The organism is Ensifer sp. R1-3, assembly GCF_056739175.1.
This window is the reverse complement of sequence record NZ_CP096515.1, coordinates 1,891,078-1,909,211: the sequence shown is the minus strand read 5'-3', so window position 1 is coordinate 1,909,211 and position 18,134 is coordinate 1,891,078. Positions and strand designations below refer to the sequence as shown.

Here is an 18,134-nt window from a genome sequence, read left to right as displayed (position 1 = left end):
TCCATTGCTGCATCCGCGCGCAGCAGTTGCTTCCGGCGATTTCTGCTCTAGTCTTGGTATATCGCCCCTGCAAGGGCCGGTTGTACGCGAATCGAATGCGAGGAGGAAATGATGTCACGCAAATGGCTTTCGGGCGCGCTTGCAGCGATCGTGCTGGCGGCATCGGCGGTGCCGTCGCAGGCTTTCACGCCTCTGCCCCCGCGGGTTGCCGCCGAGAGCGCCGTCACGGACGTTCAGTATGCGCCGAGGCGTGGCTATTACCGGTATGGCGACTTCTATTATTACAACGGTCACCGTGGTTACCGCTACCAGCGCCCCGGCTATCGCTATTACCGGGGCTGGTGGTACCCGCCGGCTGCTTTCGGAATCGTAATCGAGCGCCGTCCCGCTTACCGCCCGCCGGTCCGTTACGGCAGCCGGCATGTCCAATGGTGCTATGATCGCTATCGCTCTTACAGGGCCTACGACAACAGCTATCAACCCTATAACGGCCCCCGCCGGCAGTGCTATTCGCCCTATAGCTGAAGCTAGGGCATATACACATCTGACCCTCCCGCGGGACCATTGCCTTGGGGGAGACGATAAGCGGTTCGACCTTCGCATGCCAAAACGATGTCACGGGCAGAACGCAGAAGCGGAAGCGAGAGCTCGCCGCAGGTATTCTCCCCCACAAGGGGGGAGACGACAAGCGGCTTGACCTTCACGCCTCCCAAACGATGCCGTCGGCAGACCGCATAACTGCGAGCCAGCCGGTTTCTCCCCAAGGCAACGGCCCCGCCGGCAGTGCTATTCGCCCTATAGCTGAGCGGTCGCCTCTCAGATAATGCCGATGCGCTTGAGGACGATCCAGGCAAGGCCCATGGACGAGGCAATGAGCATGCCCGCAAAAGCGGTGCCGCTGCCCTCGGAAAAGGGGAGCGCCCCCGTGTTCATGCCGAAGAAGCCGGTGACGAGCGTTGGCGGCAGCAGGAAGGCGGTCATCAGCGAGAGGATATAGAGGTGACGATTCGTTTCCGAGGAAATCTTGCTGTCGATTTCCTCGTGCAGCAGCCTCGCGCGTTCCTGGAGGGCGAAGACATCCCGGTCGACGGCCTCCAGCCGATCCGAAAGTCTCTCGGCCACGTCGATAAAGCCCGGCGGCACCTCGTCCTCTTCCAGGGCTCCGGCCCGGCGCAACAGGGCGAGCACCGTCCGCAGGTGCCGGTGCAGCCGCACGACGGTCCGGCGCAATGGCGCCAGGCCCGGCTGCTTGCTGTGCCCGGCCTCCCCATAGACATGGTCCTCTATGACGTTCAATTCCTCCGTCAGCTCGAGCACCAGCGTGATCAGAGTGCGCTGGAACTCCACGACGAGCATCTCGAAGAGGTCGATAGGGCGGCGGCATCTGGCGCTCTTCTCCACGGCCGCTTTCACGCGATCGACACTTCTCAGCGGGTGCAGGCGCGTGGTGATGATCATCCGGTCGCTGACGGCGAAATGAAGCCAGCCGATCGTCTGCGTCACCGCATCGAATGTCCGCTCGAAATCGACCAGAGTGCCGTGCACGACGTCGTCCGCCACCGTGATCGCGGCCTGCGTGTCGTGACTCGTCAGGGTGGCGATTGCCTCCTGCGGGAGATTTCCGATGCGCTCGATCAGCGCCGGTGTGCGTGCGTCGCTGAGCGCGAGGTGCAGCCAGACCCAGTCTTCGCCTGCCTCAAGGCTCTCGACGGGCGAATCGGCGGCTATGCGCCGGCACCGGCTTTCTCCCGGTACGAACCGGTAGGCCCAGACGAGGCCCGGTATATCGGGTGAGATCAGATTCATCGCAGTGCCTCGGCCGGATCGGTCGAGACGGCTTCTATTCGCGGCCCGTGACGGTTTTGTTAAAGTTGCCCGGCCGCAGTCGCCGTCCGGATGTAGTGAGTGACGTTGACGTTCACGTAAAATTAGCTAGTCTGCCGCCCATCCAATAGGCGCCGGCGGAAGCAGGGGAGGAGCACCATGTACAAGGCACCGGTCGAGGAGATCGCATTCACCCTGAAGCATGTTGCCGGCATGGCCGAGGCTCTCGACGCCGGGACGTTCGGCGAACTCGGCGAGGACCTTGTCGACGCGATCCTCGGGGAGGCCGGGCGCTTCGCCTCGGAAGAGGTGGCGCCGCTCGGCGACGAGGGCGACCGGCAGGGGTCGCGGCTCGTCGATGGCGCCGTGAAGACGCCTGAGGGTTGGCGGGAACTCTACCGCAACTGGATTGCCGGCGGCTGGAACGGCCTGACGGCTCCGGAAGCCTTCGGCGGGCAGAACCTGCCGCACATGTTGCACGTCGCCGCCATGGAAATGTGGAACAGCGGCTCAATGGCCTTCGCACTTGCGCCGACGCTCACCATGGGCGCCATCGAAGCGCTCGAGAAGCACGGCACCGACGCTCTGAAGGCGACCTTCCTGCCGAAGATGGTGTCGGGCGAATGGATGGGGACCATGAACCTGACCGAGCCGCATGCCGGCTCGGACCTCGGCGTGCTCAAGACCCGCGCAGAGCGCCGCGACGACGGCACCTATCGCATCCTGGGGCAGAAGATCTTCATCACCTGGGGCGAGCACGATTTCACCGACAATATCGTCCATCTGGTACTCGCGCGGCTACCCGATGCGCCAGCCGGGACGAAGGGCATTTCGCTGTTTCTCGTGCCGAAGTTCCTCGTCAACGAGGATGGTTCGCTTGGCGAGCGAAACGACGTTTTCTGCCATTCGCTGGAGCACAAGCTCGGCATCCACGGATCGCCGACCTGCACCATGATCTACGGCGACGGGAAATTCGGCCGCGAGAAGGGGGCGATCGGCTATCTGGTCGGTGAGGAAAACCGGGGTCTCGCCTGCATGTTCACGATGATGAACAATGCGCGGCTTGCCGTCGGGATGCAGGGCGTCGCGATCGCGGAGGCCGCCACCCAGAAGGCGATCGCCTATGCCAAGGAGCGCACGCAGGGCCGCGCGCCCGGGTGGAGCGGCGACGGCATGAGCCCGATCATCGAGCATCCGGATATTGCCCGCACGCTGCTGACGATGAAGGCGCTGACCCAAGGGTCGCGCGCCATCGCCTATGCCTGCGCCCACGCCGTCGACATGGCGCATGCCGCGCAAGGCGAGGACGCCCGCCAGTGGCAGGAGCGTTCGAGCCTGCTGACGCCGATCGCCAAGTCCTTCGCCACCGATGCCGGCGTCGACGTCGCCTCGATGGGCATTCAGGTCCATGGCGGCATGGGTTTCATCGAGGAGACCGGGGCCGCGCGCTATCTTCGCGACGCCCGCATCGCGCCGATCTACGAAGGAACCAACGGCATCCAGGCGATCGACCTCGTCACCCGCAAGCTGCCGCTTTCCGATGGCGCACAGGTGCGCGGCTTCATCGCCGAACTCCGGGAGGTCGCCGCTGCCGTCGCCGCGTCGAACAGGGAAGGCTTCGGCGAAACGGCCGCACGGCTCGATGCGGCGGTTGCGGATATCGAAGGGGCGACCGACTGGCTGCTTTCGAGGCTGCGCGACGGAAAGCTTGCCGAGGCGCTCGCCGGCGCGACCGCCTATCAGCGCCTGTTCGGCCTCGTGCTGACCGGGGTCTATCTCGCCAAGGGCGGGCTCGCCGAAGCCGGTGACGGGGGGCAGGACCGGCGCGTTGCACTTTGCCGCTTCGCAGCGGAAAATCTGCTCGCGGAGACGAGCGCGCTCAAGGACCGCGTCGTCAACGGCGCAGAGAGCCTTGCCGCTGCCCGTTCCATACTCGACTGAGGAAACCTCATGACCGACCACGTGCTCGTCGAACGGCCGGAAGCCTATCCCGGCGTTCAGCTCATCCGGTTCAATCGGCCGGAGAAGAAGAACGCCATCACCCGCCAGATGTACGCCAGGATGACGGAGGCGCTGACCGCTGCCGGAACGGATCCCGCCATTCGCGCGATGGCATTCCTCGGAACGGAAGGGTGCTTCTCGGCCGGCAACGACATGGCCGACTTCCTCGCCTTCGCCATGGGGGGCAGCATGGGGGGCGAGGTTCTGGATTTCCTGCGGGCGCTTGCCGGCGCGACGAAACCGATCGTTTCCGGCGTCGACGGACTGGCGATCGGCATCGGCACGACCATCCACCTCCATTGCGACCTGACGGTCTCCTCCGCCCGCTCGGTGTTCAAGACCCCCTTCGTCGATCTGGCGCTCGTTCCGGAAGCGGCCTCGAGCCTGATCGCTCCGCGCATCATGGGCCATCAGCGCGCCTTTGCCCTGCTTGCAGCCGGCGAGCCGCTCGACGCCGCCGGTGCGCGCGAGGCCGGGCTGATCTGGAAGATCGTGGAAGAGACCGCCGTCGAGGAGGAGACGCTTTCAGCTGCAGTGCGCCTCGCAAAAAAACCGCCGGAAGCGCTGCGCATCGCCCGCGACCTCATTCGCGGCGACCGCAGCGATGTGCTTGCCCGGATCGAGGAGGAGGCGAAGCATTTTGCCGCGCAATTGAAAAGCGCCGAGGCGCGCGCCGCGTTCGAAGCCTTCATGCGCCGGTAGGGCGGTCGCTTCCGGCCATTGCGACGTTCATGGAGCAATTTTAATCGCTTCTTAAATAGCTCCCGCTAGCGTCCAGCCGCAGTAGGTCTCCTTCGGCGCCACAGAAATTTTGCGGCACGCGAGGCCCCCGGCCGCATGAAGCATTGCCGGCTCCGCCTTTGCGGCATGTCCATCGTTTTCCCGCCGTCCTTCAAGTCGCTCAGCGGCCGATCCGTCGCGCCCGGGAAGATCATCACGAGCTCATCCCCGGCGGCGATGCCGCCTCTTTCAGGGAGCCCCACCTTGTCCAAACGATCGAATCTCATGACGCGCATTCTCGTTGCCGCGTCCTGCGTCGTCGTCGGCGCCTTTGCAGGCTTTTCCGTCTATATCGACAGTCTCCAGCGCGCCACGACCACGAAAGCAGTGGAGGAGGATATCGCTTCTTCCGGCAATCAGGCGGCGCAGAGCGTCGCCAACTGGCTGAACGGCCGTGTGACGCTGACCGCGATGGCGGCGGACGCTGCCGGCCAGGTGATTGACGAAGCCGCCATTCAGGGCGTCCTGAAGAACGACGTGCTGACCGGCGAATTCATCTCCACCTATGTCGGCAACGAGAGCGGCCAGTTCATGATCTGGCCGGATTCGAAGATGCCCGACGGTTACGATCCGCGCCAGCGCCCCTGGTATCAGCAGGCGGTAAAGGCCGATGCGCGCGTCCTCACCGAACCCTATGTCGACGCGTCGAGCGGCGACCTGATCATCAGCGCCGCCGTACCGGTGAAGCACGAGGGCAAGCTTTACGGTGTGACGGGCAGCGATTTCTCGCTCAAGGCCCTCGTTTCCATGGTCAACGGCATCGATGTCGGCGGCGAAGGCTTTGCGTTCCTCGCCAACAAGGATGGTCAGATCCTGGTTCATCCCAATGCCAAGCTCGTGACGAAGACGCTCGCCGACGCCTTCCCGGTGGATACGCCGGCGATCGGCACCGGGATCATGCACACCGAGCTCGACGGCAAGCCGATGCTCGTGAGCTTCGTGCCGGTGAAGGGGCTTCCGTCGGTCGAGTGGTATGTCGGCTTCGCGCTCGATGCGGATGTCGCCTATTCGGCGATCAGCCAGTTCCGCGTCGCCGCGACGATCGCCACGATCCTGGCGGTCGGCGCGATGATCGCCTTCCTCGCCACGCTTCTGAGCCGCCTCGTCATCCGTCCGGTAACCGACATGACTGGTGCCATGGAGAAGCTCGCAGCCGGCAGTCTCGACGTTACGATCCCGGGAGAGGAGCGGCGCGACCAGATCGGGTCGATGGCGGCGGCCGTCGCCGTTTTCCGTGCCAATGCGGTCGAACGGAAGCGCCTCGAAGACGAGGCCGATTCCAACCGTTCGCTTTCGGAGCGCGAGCGTCTCGAGCGCGAGGCGCAGAAGACCCGCGATGCCGCCGAGGTTCAGCATGCGGTCGATGCGCTGGCGACGGGTCTCGGGCGGCTGGCCGACGGCGATCTCGCCTATCGGATCGGCAGTCCCTTTGCCGACCGCCTGGATCGCCTCCGGGAAGACTTCAACAACTCGGTCGCCAAGCTGCACGACACGCTTTGCGCAGTGGGCGCGAATGCCCGCGCGATCGACGCGGGCGCGACGGAGATTCGCTCCGCCGCCGACGACCTCGCACGCCGCACCGAACAGCAGGCGGCATCCGTCGAAGAAACGGCCGCTGCGCTCGAGGAGATCACCACCACCGTCCGCGATTCCGCCCACCGGGCCGAGGAAGTCGGTGCGCTGGTCGCCCGCACCCGTGCCGGTGCGGAGAAGTCCGGCGAAGTGGTGCAGAATGCGGTCGAGGCCATGCATGCCATCGAGAAATCATCCGGAGAAATCTCGAACATCATCGGCGTCATCGACGACATCGCCTTCCAGACCAATCTCCTGGCGCTGAATGCCGGCGTCGAAGCGGCACGGGCCGGCGAGGCGGGCAAGGGTTTCGCTGTCGTCGCCCAGGAAGTGCGCGAACTCGCCCAACGCTCGGCCAATGCCGCCAAGGAAATCAAGGCGCTGATCACCACCTCGGGCGAGCAGGTGCATTCCGGCGTGACGCTGGTCGGTGATACCGGACGGGCGCTGCAGGCGATCGTCGCGGAGGTGCAGGAGATCAACAAGCATGTAAGCGCGATCGTAACGGCGACGCGCGAGCAGTCGACCGGTCTCCAGGAGATCAACACGGCCGTCAACACGATGGACCAGGGCACCCAGCAGAATGCTGCTATGGTCGAGCAGCAGACGGCTGCCAGTCACGGCCTCGCATCCGAGGCCGCGGCGCTCAACGCGCTGCTCGCCCAGTTTATACTGGGCGAGACGCAAGCGGCCTCTTACCAGGCCACGAGCCGCCGCCGCGCAGCCTGACGGCAATTCCAAGAAAAATGTGCAGCGGTTTCCGTCTGGAATCGTAAAACTAACAAGGCCCGGTTCGTCACCGGGCCTTTTTCACTTTTCGAGCGTCGCTACCGTTTCCACATGGGCCGACCAGAGGAACTGGTCGATCGGCGTCACCCCCGTAATGCGATAACCGGCTGCGGTCAGTATCGAAAGGTCCCTCGCGAGCGTCACCGGATTGCAGGAGACGGCGGCGATCTTCTTCACGCCGGACCGGGCAAGCTCGTGACATTGCGTTTCGGCGCCGGCGCGGGGCGGGTCGAAGACCACGGCGTCGAAGGCTTTCAATTCCTGCGCCATCATCGGCCGGCGGAAAAGATCGCGCTTCTCGGCGGTCACCGGCTTCAGTCCCTGGGTGTTGCGTGCGGCGAAATCCAGCGCCTTCACCGCCCTGTCGTCGCCTTCCACCGCGTGAACGCGTGCCGTTCGTGCAATCCTCAGCGCAAAAGTGCCGATGCCGGCGAAGAGGTCGGCAACGCGCTTCGCCTTGCCGACGTGAGCCAGCACCAGCTTCGCCATGGCGTCCTCGGCGGGCCGCGTCGCCTGGGTAAAGGCGCCGGGCGGCGGCGAAACCGTCACGCCGTCGAAATCGATCGCAGGCTTGAGCGGCTCGACGACGATTTCGCCATTCAAGCTGACGCGCGCGATACCCCGCTCGCCAAGAACGGCATCGACGGCCGAGCGCCGCTGCGGGTCGCTGAGCTTCAGTCCCTCGAAGGCGAGATCGAGGCCGGTATCGGTTTCGAGCACGGTGATACGGAATGGTTCGGCGCTCGACGCCATGGCCGCGGCGATCTTGCGGATGGTCGCCAGCCGCGAGACGATGCCCGGGCTGGTGATGGGACATTCGCCGATCGAAACGATGTGATGGCTCTGCATCTGGTTATAGCCGAGCAGCAGTTCCTTTTCCGTCCGCCGGGCGGTGAAAGCGGCGCGGCGGCGATCGCCGGGCCGTGCGATGATGAGTGCTCCGACTTCCGGCGTCAGCCCTTTCGACCTCAAGGCGTCGATGACGAGATTGCGCTTGAAGGCGTGGTAGAGCGCGTCGGATGCGTGCTGCAGCGTGCAGCCGCCGCACGTCCCGTTGACGCCATCCGGCCCGAAATGCCTGCATGGCGGCTCGACCCGCTCCGGGGAAGCCTCCTTCAGCGAGATCAGCGTCCCGTTCGCCTTGTTGACCGCGAGCGAGACGGTTTCGCCGGGGAGCGTGAACGGTGCAAAGACGGGCCCGGCTTCCGTCCGAGCGACGCCGTCGCCTTGGGCGCCGAGTCGATCGATGGTCACGGTCCCGGTGCTCATGGCTTGCGCCCCGCCAGAAGAAATTCGCTGTTGCCGTCACCGCCGGCAATGGGCGAGGGGATCAGGCCGAGGCTTCGCCAGCCCATGTCCTCGACAAGCCACCGCTCGAGTTCGGCTGCCACCGCCGGAGCGCTCTCCGGATCCTTCAGCAGCCCGGCCTTGCTGATCGCATCGCGGCCGGCCTCGAACTGCGGCTTGACGAGCAGGATGCAGCAGGCGCCCGGTTCGGCCAGGCCGAGGGCCGGCGGCAGCGCCAGCTTCAGCGAGATGAAGGAGACGTCCGAGACGATGAAAGTGATGGCGCGCTCATCGATGTCGCCGCGCGTCATGGACCGGGCGTTCAAGCCCTCGATATTCGTCACGCGCGGGTCTTCGGCGACGCGCGGATGGATCTGACCGTGGCCGACATCGACGGCGACCACATGCGCGGCGCCGCGCTTCAGCAGCACCTCGGTAAAGCCGCCGGTCGAAGCCCCGACGTCGAGACAGGTCTGCTCCGATGGATCGAGGCCGAAATGATCGAGCGCCGCGACGAGTTTCAGTGCCGCACGCGAAACATAATCCTGCGCCGGATCGTCAATGGTGAGCGTCACGCCTTGCGCGAAGGTCGAAGCCGGCTTGGTCACGGTGCGGCCGTCGACCTTCACGGTTCCCCGCTGGATCGCGTCACGGGCGCGGGCGCGGCTGGCCACCAGGCCCCTGTTCAGGAGCAATTGATCGAGGCGGATCGTCATCTGTGTATCTTGGGACATTGGCCGTCATCGCGCGTCCCGCCGCGCAATGCAAGCGAACTCTTGGACGGCTCAGCCGGCGGCGCCGAGGCCGACGCCGTGCTTCTGGCCGAGCGCCTTGAAGACGGTGGACACGATGCCGGCACGGTCGAGCCCGGCACGGGCATACATCGCCTCCGGCTTTGCCTGCTCCATCCAGATGTCGGGCATCACCATGGGGCGCACTTTGAGGCCGCCGTCGATGAGGCCTTCTTCCGCCAGGAACTGCAGGACGTGGCTTGCGAAACCGCCGACCGCCCCTTCCTCGATGGTGATCAGAACCTCGTGATGGCGGGCAAGCTGGCGTATCAGATCATGATCGAGCGGCTTGGCGAAGCGGGCGTCGGCGACGGTCGTCGAGAGGCCGGCCGCATCCAGGTCTTCCGCCGCCAGCAGACAGTCGGCGAGCCGTGTGCCGAAGGAAAGCAGCGCCACCTTGTTCCCTTGCTTGACGATCCGGCCCTTGCCGATCGCAAGGATCTCGCCGCGCTCCGGCAGCTCGACGCCGACGCCTTCGCCGCGCGGATAGCGAAACGAGATCGGACCCTCGTCGTAGGCCGCGGCGGTGCGCACCATATGCTTCAGTTCCGCCTCGTCGGCCGCCGCCATGACGACGAAGCCCGGCAGTGTCGCCAGATAGGTCGTGTCGAAGGAGCCGGCATGGGTCGGCCCGTCGGCGCCGACGAAACCGGCGCGGTCGATCGGAAAGCGGACCGGCAGACCCTGGATAGCCACGTCGTGGACAACCTGGTCATAGGCGCGCTGCAGGAAGGTGGAATAAAGCGCCGCAAAAGGCTTGTATCCCTCCGCCGCAAGGCCGGCCGCGAAGGTCACGGCATGCTGCTCGGCTATGCCGACATCGAAGCAGCGCGAGGGATGCACCGACGCGAACTTGTCGAGGCCCGTCCCGGACGGCATGGCGGCGGTGATCGCGACGATCTTGTCGTCGAGGCTCGCCTCCTGCGTGAGCGCGTCCGCGAAGACGGAGGTATAGGCGGGGGCGTTGGGTTTGGCTTTCGCCTGAGCACCGGTAATCACGTCGAATTTGTTGACGCCGTGATACTTGTCGGCCGCGGCTTCGGCCGGCGGATAGCCCTTGCCCTTCTGCGTGACCACATGGATCAGGACGGGGCCTTTCGCATTGTCGCGAACGTTGCGCAGGACTGGAAGCAGGTGGTCGAAGGAGTGTCCGTCGATCGGGCCGATATGGTAGAAACCCATCTCCTCGAAGAGCGTGCCGCCGGTGACATAGCCCCGGGCATGCTCCACCGCGCGGGTGATCGCCCGGTCGACGGTCTTGCCGAGATAAGCGGTGAGTTTCTTGCCGACCTCGCGAATGCCCATATAGGTCCGCCCGGAGGCGAGCCGCGCCAGATAGGCGCTCATCGCGCCGGTCGGCGGTGCGATCGACATGTCGTTGTCGTTGAGAATGACGATGAGGCGCGCATCGAGCGCGCCGGCATTGTTGAGCGCTTCGAAGGCCATCCCGGCCGACATCGCGCCGTCGCCGATCACCGCGATCACATTGCGGCTCTTGCCGTCGAGTTCGGCGGCGACAGCCATGCCGAGACCGGCCGAGATCGAGGTGGAGGAATGTGCTGCGCCGAAGGGGTCGTATTCGCTTTCCGCCCGCCGGGTGAAGCCCGAGAGCCCGTCTTCCTGGCGCAAGGTGCGGATGCGATCACGCCGGCCGGTCAGGATCTTGTGCGGATAGCACTGGTGTCCGACATCGAAGATCAGACGGTCATGCGGCGTGTCGAAGATCTTGTGGATTGCGATCGTCAGTTCGACGACGCCGAGGCCCGCGCCCAGGTGCCCCCCGGTGCGCGACACGGCATCGACCATCTCGGCACGCAATTCGGCCGCCAGCTGCGGCAGGTCCCTGTCGTCGATCTTCTTCAGATCGTCGGGATAGTCGACCTTATCGAGCAGGGGAGTTGCCGGCATCGGGTTGGTTGGCAGTTGTGTCACGCTGCATGCCTCATGCGCGCCGGAGACAGGCGCGCGCATTGTTGATGGGTCGTCGGAACGGCTCTTTATTAGAGGTAATCGCCGTTGAATGCAAAATTAGGCTTTCCTGCGGCTTCAACCAAGTGCGGGATGAGGAAAACCTGCGCGGTTTTCCGCCGCACCGCGATCCAACGCCTGAAAGCGAGCTTGACGGAGATCAGCTTGCGGGCAAGGGTATGAACTCTTCCTCGTCTCCCGGCACGATATCGAAGCGGCCCGTGCGCCATTCTTCCTTTGCCTTGTCGATCCGCTCCTTGGAGGAGGAAACGAAATTCCACCAGATATGCCGCGGCGAGCCGAGCGCTGCCCCGCCGAAGAGCATCACATGACAGCCTGCAGGCCCTGCGGTGATGGTGATTTCGTCGCCGGGACGAAATACGAGGAGCTGATTGTTGTCGAAATGATCGCCGGCGATGATCGCTTCGCCGGAAAGGATGTAGAGCGCCCGCTCTTCCCAGTTGGCCGCGAAAGGCGCGCTCTTGCCGGGCTCGATCATGAGGTCGACATAGATCGTATCGCTAAAGGTGGAAACGGGCGAAGCCGCCCCTTCGAACTGGCCGATGACGACGCGCGCGCGAACCCCGCCGTCGGCAAGATGCGGCAGCATACGCTCCTCGGTGTGCGCGAAGACCGGATCGATCTCCTCCATGGCGTCGGGCAGCGCCAGCCAGGTCTGTAGTCCTGAAAGCGAGCGTTCGTGCCCGCGCTGGTTTTCCGGCGAGCGCTCCGAATGCACGATGCCGCGCCCGGCGGTCATCAGGTTCACGTCGCCCGGGCGGATGACCATTTCGGTGCCGAGGCTGTCGCGGTGCTTGATCTCGCCGTCGAACAGGTAGGTGACGGTCGAAAGGCCGATATGCGGATGCGGGCGGACGTCGATCGCCTGGCCGGCACGCAGCAGCGCCGGGCCCATCCGGTCGAAGAAGATGAAAGGACCGACGAGCCGGCGTTTCGCGGTCGGCAGCGCCCGCCTGACCTGCAGGCCGCCGATATCGCTGGTGCGCGGGATGATCAGATGCTCGATTGCGTCGCAGGCGGGCTTGTCTCCGGCGAGCGGATCGGGACCGGGAAAGAAGGACATGGCAGGCGCTCCGGTTGATGGCATTCGCTGAAGATTACCCTCAGTGCTTCCGGTTCGGTAGCGGCAATCGGGAGACGGAGCGTTTCCTCTTCGGGGTAAGAACGAAGCCCGCGGTCAAAACGGGGGAAGGTGCCGGCAGGCGGATGAGGCGCTCACTACTCCGCGTCGAGCGGCTCGACTCCCTGCGGCCGGCCGGCGCGGTCGAGGCGGATCTTTTCGATACGATCCTCTGCCGCCTTCAACAGGGCCTCGCAGTGCTTCTTCAGGGCCTCGCCGCGCTCGTAGATCTCGATCGATTTGTCCAGTGCGACGTCGCCGCGTTCAAGCGCCGAAACGATACGTTCCAATTCCTCGACGGCCTGCTCGAAGGAGAGGGCGGAAACGTCCGGTTGCGCATTGTTGTTCATGAATTACCCTCTCATCAATCTCAGAATATGCAGGCCGGCCGACTCGGCGAGCCCTTGCAGGTCATAACCGCCTTCGAGCAGGCTGACGATGCGGTTTCCGGCGCTCCTGCCGGCAACGTCTAGGAGGCGACCCGTCGCCCAGTCGAAATCTTCGCCGACGAGATTGATCTGGGCCAATGGATCGCGGTGGTGGGCGTCGAAGCCGGCGGAAATCAGAAGGAAATCGGGCCGGAAATTTTCAAGCGCGGGCAGCACGCGCGATCGGAAAGCATCGCGGAAATGCTCGCTGCCGCTGTTGGGCGAAAGCGGCGCATTGACGACATTGTTCCTGACGCCCGTCTCGTCCTTGGCACCGGTGCCGGGATAGAGAGGTATCTGATGCGTGGAGCAGAAGAGCACCGACGGGTCGTCCCAGAAAATGTCCTGTGTGCCGTTGCCGTGGTGGACGTCCCAGTCGACAATGGCAACACGTTCCGCACCATGCGCCGTCTGCGCGTAGCGCGCGGCGATCGCTACATTGTTGAAAAAGCAGAAGCCCATGGCCCTGTTTTTCTCGGCGTGGTGGCCGGGCGGGCGGGCTGCGACGAAGGCATTGTCCGCTTCGCCGGCGAAGACCGCGTCGACGGCCGCCACAGCACCGCCGATACCGGTCAACGCGGCCTCGAGGCTTTGCGGGCTTGCATAGGTATCGGACTCGATCTGGTTGATGTCCTCGTCCGGAATGTCCCGCTTGATCCCCAGCAGGTGCTCTTCGGTGTGGGCGAGCAACACCAGATTTTCGTCACCCTTCGATGCCTCGAGCCGCTCGAGATCCGCGAAATTCGGATGCTCCAACGCAAGATTCAAGGCCTTCAGCCGATCCGGCCGCTCGGGGTGCCCTTCCGGGACCTCGTGCTTCAGGAAGACCGGGTTTTCGTAGAGATGCGTGGTCATCCGGCGAAACTAGTGCGCATGCCTGTCAAAATCCATGGTGGGCGACGCGAAACTGCCGATTTTCAACAGCGCGGATCGAGCAGGATCTTGCCGTCGCGACGCGGGTCGGCCTGATGCGCAAGGGCGTCGGCAAGCCGGCTCAAGGGGTAGGCGGCGGCAATAGGGCTGGTAAAGAGGCCGCTCTGCAGTCCGGCGAAGCTGCGCAGGAAAGCGGCTTCGAGTGCCTCCCGGCCGGCGGAATGCACCCAGGTTCTCAGCCAAAGAAAGGCGAAGCGTATGTCCGGCCGGCCGCTGATCGCCGTCTGCGGCACGGGTGCGCCGCTGAGCGCTCCATACTGAATGAAGGTCCCGCCGGGGCGGATGGACCGCCCGATCAGTTCGCCCGCCAGCGTGCCGCCGAGGGCATCCAACACCGCATCGAATTGGCTGCCCATAAGGCCGTCGCCGCTGTCGGCCACCAGGACCCGGTGTGTCTCGCCGAGACGGCCGCGGCTTCTCTCGCTGCGAAGCATGGCCGTCGGCACCGCGCCTTCGAGAGCAAGCAGCTTCATCAGCATGCCGCCGATGGCCGAGCCCGCCGCGGTCACGCCGACATCCATGCCCTCGAGCGATCCGAAATGCTCCCGCAGCGCTTCGACAAGCCTCAACGCCGTTAGCGGATTGACATAGCTCATCGCCGCCTGTGCGTCCTCGATCCCGTCCGGCACGTGAAAGCACCACTCGGCCGGACGGAGGAGGAATTGCTGCCAAAGCCCGCTCGCGCCGATCGGGACGACCCGGTCTCCGGCCTTGAAACCTTGCACGTCCGGCCCGACGCGCCTGACGATGCCGACGCCCTCGAAGCCGGGGACGAAAGGCAGGGCGGTGCGCGCGCTGTAGGCGCCCGAAACGGGGATCAGGTCCGAAGGATTGATTGCCGCGAGCGATATCTCGACCTCGACTTCGCCCGTGCCTGGGGCAGGGCGGGGTGCGTCGACGAGCTCGATGACTTGTCCGGGGTCGCCAAACTGTCTAACGAGTGTGGAGCGCATCGGGGAGCCTCGCATGGACGGCACAGAGCGGGAAAATGTCACGGAAATTCGCATTCCGTTCCGCGATATAGACATGCACGGCCATATGCACAATGCGGCCTATTATGCGCATGCGGAGGCCGCACTTGCCAATCTCTGGCGGCACCGGCCGGCAATCGCGGAAGAACCGGCCTATCTCGTCCGCCGCTCCGCCTGCATCTTCCATCGCGGTCTGCGCTTCGACGAGCCCGCGCGCTTTACGGTCACCGTCGCGAAGATCGGCGGCAGCTCGATAGGTTTTGCCGTGCGCGTCGAGACCGGCGACAAGCTTGCTGCCGAGGTCGAGATCGTCTGGGTGGCCGTCGACCGTGCCCGCCATCAACCGGTACAGCTGCCAGGCCCCACCCGGGAATGGCTCGCCGGCTATGCCGCCTGATCCGGTCTGCAGCTGCTGAAGTGGGCGGCGATCCCCATGCCGCCGCCGATGCCCATCATGGCCAGCCCCTCGGCCGGGGATGAAGCCGCCAACATCTGCGAAAACAGCCGGACGACGAGAATGGCGCCGGAAGCGCCATAGGGGTGGCCGAGCGCGATCGCGCCGCCGTCGCGATTGACGCGTTCGGGTGCGATATCGAGCTGGTCGAGGCTCCCGAGAACCTGCGAGGCAAAGGCCTCGTTGAATTCGATGAAATCGACGCGGGCCACATCGAGCGCGGGATTGCGCGCGCGAAGCTTCGCCATGGCGGGGACGGGGCCGAGGCCGAGCAGCTTCGGTTCGACGCCGGCCGTCGCAGCATCGGTGAAAGCGAGGCCGAAGCGCGCACCGAGCTTCCGCGCCTCCGCGAGGTTCGTCATCAGTACCATCGCCGCGCCGTCATTGACCGGGCAGGCATTTCCGGCGGTGACGGTGCCGCCGGCAACGAAAACCGGCCTCAGTCGCGAGAGCGTCTCGGCAGAGGCGTTTGCGCGAGGACATTCGTCCCTGGCGATCGGCCCCTCAGGTGTCGGCACGGGCACGATCTCGCGCGAGAACCGGCCCTCCGCTTCGGCCGCAACGGCGCGCCGGTGGCTTTCGAGCGCAAAACGATCCTGCCGCTCACGCGAGATGCCGCAGGCAGTGGCGACGTTCTCCGCCGCAACGCCCATATCCGGATCGCCGATCGAGTCGGGAGCCATCCGCGCGCGCTTGACCGGCTGAGGCTCTTCGCCGCGCGTGAGCGGGGGCCGAAGGCGGATATGGGCGCGACTGGCGCTCTCGGTGCCCCCGGCAAGGTAGAAGCGCCCCGCGCCGGCCTGGATCTGCCGGGCCGCAAGGACAATCGCCTCCAGCCCCGAACCGCATTGACGGTCGACGGTGACTCCCGGAATTGCGACGGGCAATCCTGCCTCAAGCGCGGCCAGGCGCGCGAGATTGCCGGCACTGTTGGCGGCATTACCGACGAGCACGTCGTCGATCTCTGCCCGGTCGATGCCCGTATCCGCAATGATCCTCTCGATCAGCAAGGCGGCAAGGCTTGCCGGTTCGACCGCAGCAAGGCTGCCGTTGACGCGGCCGACCGGCGTCCGCAGCGCGGCGATAACGACCGGGGTGCGAGCGGGGTCAGACGAGGCGTTCAAGGGCGCTGTTCTCCTCCGCGATCCATTGGCGAAGCTCCCCGACCGCGACCTTGCCGGAGGCGGTCATGGGCATCTTCCGGCAGAGCCATATCCTGCGCGGGCGCTTGTAGCGCGGCAGGTCGGCGGCAAGATGGCGTTCGAGTGCCGCATGATCGAATCCGTCGCCAGGCTCGATCACCGCCGCAAGCTCGCTGCCGAGATCCGGATGATCGAGACCGAAGACGAAGGCCGCGTTCACGCCGCCGGCCCCCTGGATCACGATCTCCACCTCCGATGGATAGATGTTGTTCCCGCCCGAGACCACCATTCCGCCCGCCCGGCCGATGAGATGCAGCGTACCGTCTTCGTCAAGGAAACCGAGGTCGCCGACCGTCGCGAGCTTTCCTTGCCGGCGGAATCCCGCTCCGTCGCCGCCCGCGATGTAACCATCGGATATCAGTTCGCTTTCGACGAAGATCGTGCCCGTCTCTCCTGCAGGAAGGCGCTCGCCTCTCTCGTCCCGGATCTCCAGGCGAACGCCCGGAAAGGCCTTTCCGACTGCGGTCGGCGTGTGCCTGTCCTTCGCCCGGGAGACGCTGATGAAGCCGAGCTCCGAGGCGCCGTAATATTCCGTGACCTGAGCCTCCGGAAAAGCGCGTCTCGCCGCCTCCCGATCCGCCGGCGTGAGCTTGGCTCCGGCAACGGTAATCTGTCCGACTGATGTCAACGGCGAACCGGCCGCGCGCTCACATAGCCGCCGCAGCATCGTCGGCACCAGCACCAGCCGTTTCGCCCCGGTGGCCGCAATCGTGGCCAAAGCCTGATCCGCCTCGAAGTGCCGGGCGCCGACGAATTCGGCTCCGGCCGTCAAGGTTTCCGCAAGCGCGTAGAGCGTCAGGCCGTGCGCCAGCGGTCCCGGCGCGTAAGTCGTTGTCTCCGGCCCGAGCCCGAAAAAGCCCTGGCCGGTCTTAAGGCTCACCCGCCAGGACCGGCGGTTGCGGATGATCGCCTTCGGTTCACCGGTCGTGCCCGAGGTGAAGACCACGAGAAAGGGTTCACCGCCGTCGCCGGCGGGGATTGGAGGCGGAGCATCGGAGGCGCCTTGCAGCAGACGGCTTTGTCCTGCCGATGGCACATCGATGCGCAAGAGATCGCCTTCGGCGCAGATGACGATCTCCGGCCGCAGCCGTTCTTTCATTCGCCGGCGCACGATCTCCGGCAAATGCGGGTCGATCAGAGCGGCACAATGGCCGGCCGCGGTCGCAGCGATGAAAGCCGCAGGAAAAAGTGGATGGTTGCCGGTTTCGAGCGCAACCAGCCGCACGGGCCCGGAAAGGATGCTTCTCTCCGTCGCCTCTGCTGCCGATCGTTGAACGGCCGAGAGAATGCGCTTGGCTCCCGCGGCAAGCTCGCCATAGGTGAAAACCCGGCCTTCCATGCGGAAGGCCGGGGAATGCGGGCGTTCGCTCGCATGGAGCGCGACTGCCTCTGCGAGCGGCACTGCGTCAGACGCGCGCCGGCAGCAGCGGGTAGCCGGCGTAGACGGCCCGGGCGGCGAGCGTCGCGATCGCGGCTTTCAACAGGTCGCCCGGAATGAAGACGAGCGAGCCGGTTGCGGCGGCCGCGAGAGGCGTGCCGGTGACGGCCGAAAGCCACGGAACGCCGATCCCATAGAGCACGACGATGCCGCCAAGGACCGAGGCGAGGAAGAAGCCGGCAAACTGGCGCGCTTCCGAACTCGTGGACTGGACGAAGCGCTCGGCGATCAGGCCGGTGACGAGGGCGGCAACTGCCCAGCCGAAGATGAACCCGCCCGAAGGACCGGCGAGGACGGCCAGCCCGCCGCGGCCGCCCGAGAGCACCGGCAGTCCGATGGCGACGAGCAGGACGAGGAGGAGGAAGGCGAGCGCGCCGCGCTTCGCGCCGATGATGCAGCCGGCGAGCATCACGCCCATCGACTGCGCCGTGATCGGAACGGGAATGAAGCCGAGCGTGATCGGCGGTACGAGGCCGAGCACGACGATGATGGCAGTGAAAAGCGCGACGAGGACGAGATCTCTGGTATTCATATAGTCCTACCTCTTATTAGAAA

At 65.3% G+C, this 18,134-nt stretch carries 16 protein-coding genes; 5 read left to right on the top strand and 11 right to left on the bottom strand.

Annotated elements, in window-relative coordinates; genetic code table 11:
* Positions 1–111: 111 nt before the first annotated feature.
* A complete protein-coding gene (locus M1D43_RS09240) occupies positions 112–525 on the top strand; it encodes a BA14K family protein (RefSeq protein WP_027989693.1) in 414 nt (137 codons plus the stop codon).
* A 291-nt stretch (positions 526–816) separates the two neighbouring features.
* On the opposite strand, the gene M1D43_RS09235 is transcribed toward M1D43_RS09240, so the two are convergent.
* Complete coding sequence (locus M1D43_RS09235) at positions 817–1,806, bottom strand: transporter (RefSeq protein WP_015007265.1); 990 nt, start codon at positions 1,804–1,806, stop codon at positions 817–819.
* Positions 1,807–1,983: 177 nt separating this feature from the next.
* Here M1D43_RS09235 and M1D43_RS09230 point away from each other — a divergent pair, with 177 nt between their 5' ends.
* From M1D43_RS09230 to mcpU, 3 genes are all read left to right on the top strand, one after another.
* Positions 1,984–3,765 carry an acyl-CoA dehydrogenase family protein gene (locus M1D43_RS09230; protein WP_153313257.1) on the top strand — a complete coding sequence of 594 codons (1,782 nt, stop codon included), beginning with the start codon at positions 1,984–1,986 and terminating at the stop codon, positions 3,763–3,765.
* A gap of 9 nt (positions 3,766–3,774) precedes the next feature.
* Positions 3,775–4,527 carry a crotonase/enoyl-CoA hydratase family protein gene (locus tag M1D43_RS09225; protein WP_027992619.1) on the top strand — a complete coding sequence of 251 codons (753 nt, stop codon included), beginning with the start codon at positions 3,775–3,777 and terminating at the stop codon, positions 4,525–4,527.
* 282 nt (positions 4,528–4,809) lie between these two features.
* Positions 4,810–6,906 (top strand): methyl-accepting chemotaxis protein McpU, encoded by a 2,097-nt coding sequence (gene mcpU, locus M1D43_RS09220; protein WP_164835222.1) that lies wholly within the window; start codon positions 4,810–4,812, stop codon positions 6,904–6,906.
* Between the two features lie 81 nt (positions 6,907–6,987).
* Here the strand turns inward: mcpU and M1D43_RS09215 are convergent, their stop codons facing one another.
* The 7 genes from M1D43_RS09215 to M1D43_RS09185 form a co-directional block, all read right to left on the bottom strand.
* Complete coding sequence (locus tag M1D43_RS09215) at positions 6,988–8,235, bottom strand: class I SAM-dependent RNA methyltransferase (RefSeq protein ID WP_010968887.1); 1,248 nt, start codon at positions 8,233–8,235, stop codon at positions 6,988–6,990.
* Positions 8,232–8,987, bottom strand: a complete 756-nt coding sequence (locus M1D43_RS09210; protein WP_010968888.1) for a TlyA family RNA methyltransferase — start codon at positions 8,985–8,987, stop codon at positions 8,232–8,234. The genes M1D43_RS09215 and M1D43_RS09210 overlap by 4 nt, the downstream gene beginning before the upstream one ends.
* Before the next feature lie 51 nt (positions 8,988–9,038).
* Positions 9,039–10,952 (bottom strand): 1-deoxy-D-xylulose-5-phosphate synthase, encoded by a 1,914-nt coding sequence (gene dxs, locus M1D43_RS09205; RefSeq protein ID WP_033044606.1) that lies wholly within the window; start codon positions 10,950–10,952, stop codon positions 9,039–9,041.
* Between the two features lie 220 nt (positions 10,953–11,172).
* The gene (locus M1D43_RS09200; RefSeq protein ID WP_028002966.1) at positions 11,173–12,096 is read right to left on the bottom strand and encodes a pirin family protein; all 924 of its coding nucleotides are present in this window, start codon (positions 12,094–12,096) and stop codon (positions 11,173–11,175) included.
* Positions 12,097–12,251: 155 nt separating this feature from the next.
* The gene (locus M1D43_RS09195; protein WP_003535810.1) at positions 12,252–12,503 is read right to left on the bottom strand and encodes an exodeoxyribonuclease VII small subunit; all 252 of its coding nucleotides are present in this window, start codon (positions 12,501–12,503) and stop codon (positions 12,252–12,254) included.
* A gap of 3 nt (positions 12,504–12,506) precedes the next feature.
* Positions 12,507–13,436, bottom strand: a complete 930-nt coding sequence (locus M1D43_RS09190) for a histone deacetylase family protein (protein WP_015007273.1) — start codon at positions 13,434–13,436, stop codon at positions 12,507–12,509.
* Positions 13,437–13,498: 62 nt separating this feature from the next.
* Entirely contained in the window at positions 13,499–14,467 is a 969-nt protein-coding gene (locus M1D43_RS09185) for a zinc-dependent alcohol dehydrogenase family protein (protein WP_153313256.1), read from the bottom strand.
* Between the two features lie 13 nt (positions 14,468–14,480).
* Here M1D43_RS09185 and M1D43_RS09180 point away from each other — a divergent pair, with 13 nt between their 5' ends.
* On the top strand, positions 14,481–14,882 hold the full coding sequence (locus M1D43_RS09180; protein ID WP_010968892.1) for an acyl-CoA thioesterase: 402 nt from the start codon (positions 14,481–14,483) through the stop codon (positions 14,880–14,882).
* Here M1D43_RS09180 and M1D43_RS09175 read toward each other — a convergent pair.
* The 3 genes from M1D43_RS09175 to M1D43_RS09165 are packed head-to-tail and all read right to left on the bottom strand — an operon-like array spanning position 14,870 to position 18,111.
* Positions 14,870–16,063 (bottom strand): thiolase family protein, encoded by a 1,194-nt coding sequence (locus M1D43_RS09175; RefSeq protein WP_015007275.1) that lies wholly within the window; start codon positions 16,061–16,063, stop codon positions 14,870–14,872. The two genes, M1D43_RS09180 and M1D43_RS09175, sit on opposite strands and share 13 nt — an antisense overlap.
* Positions 16,047–17,543, bottom strand: a complete 1,497-nt coding sequence (locus M1D43_RS09170; RefSeq protein WP_107591879.1) for a class I adenylate-forming enzyme family protein — start codon at positions 17,541–17,543, stop codon at positions 16,047–16,049. The genes M1D43_RS09175 and M1D43_RS09170 overlap by 17 nt, the downstream gene beginning before the upstream one ends.
* A 4-nt stretch (positions 17,544–17,547) precedes the next feature.
* On the bottom strand, positions 17,548–18,111 hold the full coding sequence (locus tag M1D43_RS09165) for a biotin transporter BioY (RefSeq protein WP_003535820.1): 564 nt from the start codon (positions 18,109–18,111) through the stop codon (positions 17,548–17,550).
* Between the last annotated feature and the right edge of the window lie 23 nt (positions 18,112–18,134).

Bases quoted from the DNA above. Each gene is read 5' to 3' on its own strand.
- M1D43_RS09240 (WP_027989693.1), top strand. From the start codon at position 112: ATGTCACGCAAATGGCTTTCGGGCGCGCTTGCAGCGATCGTGCTGGCG.
- M1D43_RS09235 (WP_015007265.1), bottom strand. From the start codon at position 1,806: ATGAATCTGATCTCACCCGATATACCGGGCCTCGTCTGGGCCTACCGG.
- M1D43_RS09230 (WP_153313257.1), top strand. From the start codon at position 1,984: ATGTACAAGGCACCGGTCGAGGAGATCGCATTCACCCTGAAGCATGTT.
- M1D43_RS09190 (WP_015007273.1), bottom strand. From the start codon at position 13,436: ATGACCACGCATCTCTACGAAAACCCGGTCTTCCTGAAGCACGAGGTC.
- M1D43_RS09210 (WP_010968888.1), bottom strand. From the start codon at position 8,987: ATGTCCCAAGATACACAGATGACGATCCGCCTCGATCAATTGCTCCTG.
- M1D43_RS09180 (WP_010968892.1), top strand. From the start codon at position 14,481: ATGGACGGCACAGAGCGGGAAAATGTCACGGAAATTCGCATTCCGTTC.
- M1D43_RS09225 (WP_027992619.1), top strand. From the start codon at position 3,775: ATGACCGACCACGTGCTCGTCGAACGGCCGGAAGCCTATCCCGGCGTT.
- M1D43_RS09200 (WP_028002966.1), bottom strand. From the start codon at position 12,096: ATGTCCTTCTTTCCCGGTCCCGATCCGCTCGCCGGAGACAAGCCCGCC.
- M1D43_RS09185 (WP_153313256.1), bottom strand. From the start codon at position 14,467: ATGCGCTCCACACTCGTTAGACAGTTTGGCGACCCCGGACAAGTCATC.
- M1D43_RS09215 (WP_010968887.1), bottom strand. From the start codon at position 8,235: ATGAGCACCGGGACCGTGACCATCGATCGACTCGGCGCCCAAGGCGAC.
- M1D43_RS09165 (WP_003535820.1), bottom strand. From the start codon at position 18,111: ATGAATACCAGAGATCTCGTCCTCGTCGCGCTTTTCACTGCCATCATC.
- M1D43_RS09195 (WP_003535810.1), bottom strand. From the start codon at position 12,503: ATGAACAACAATGCGCAACCGGACGTTTCCGCCCTCTCCTTCGAGCAG.
- dxs (WP_033044606.1), bottom strand. From the start codon at position 10,952: ATGCCGGCAACTCCCCTGCTCGATAAGGTCGACTATCCCGACGATCTG.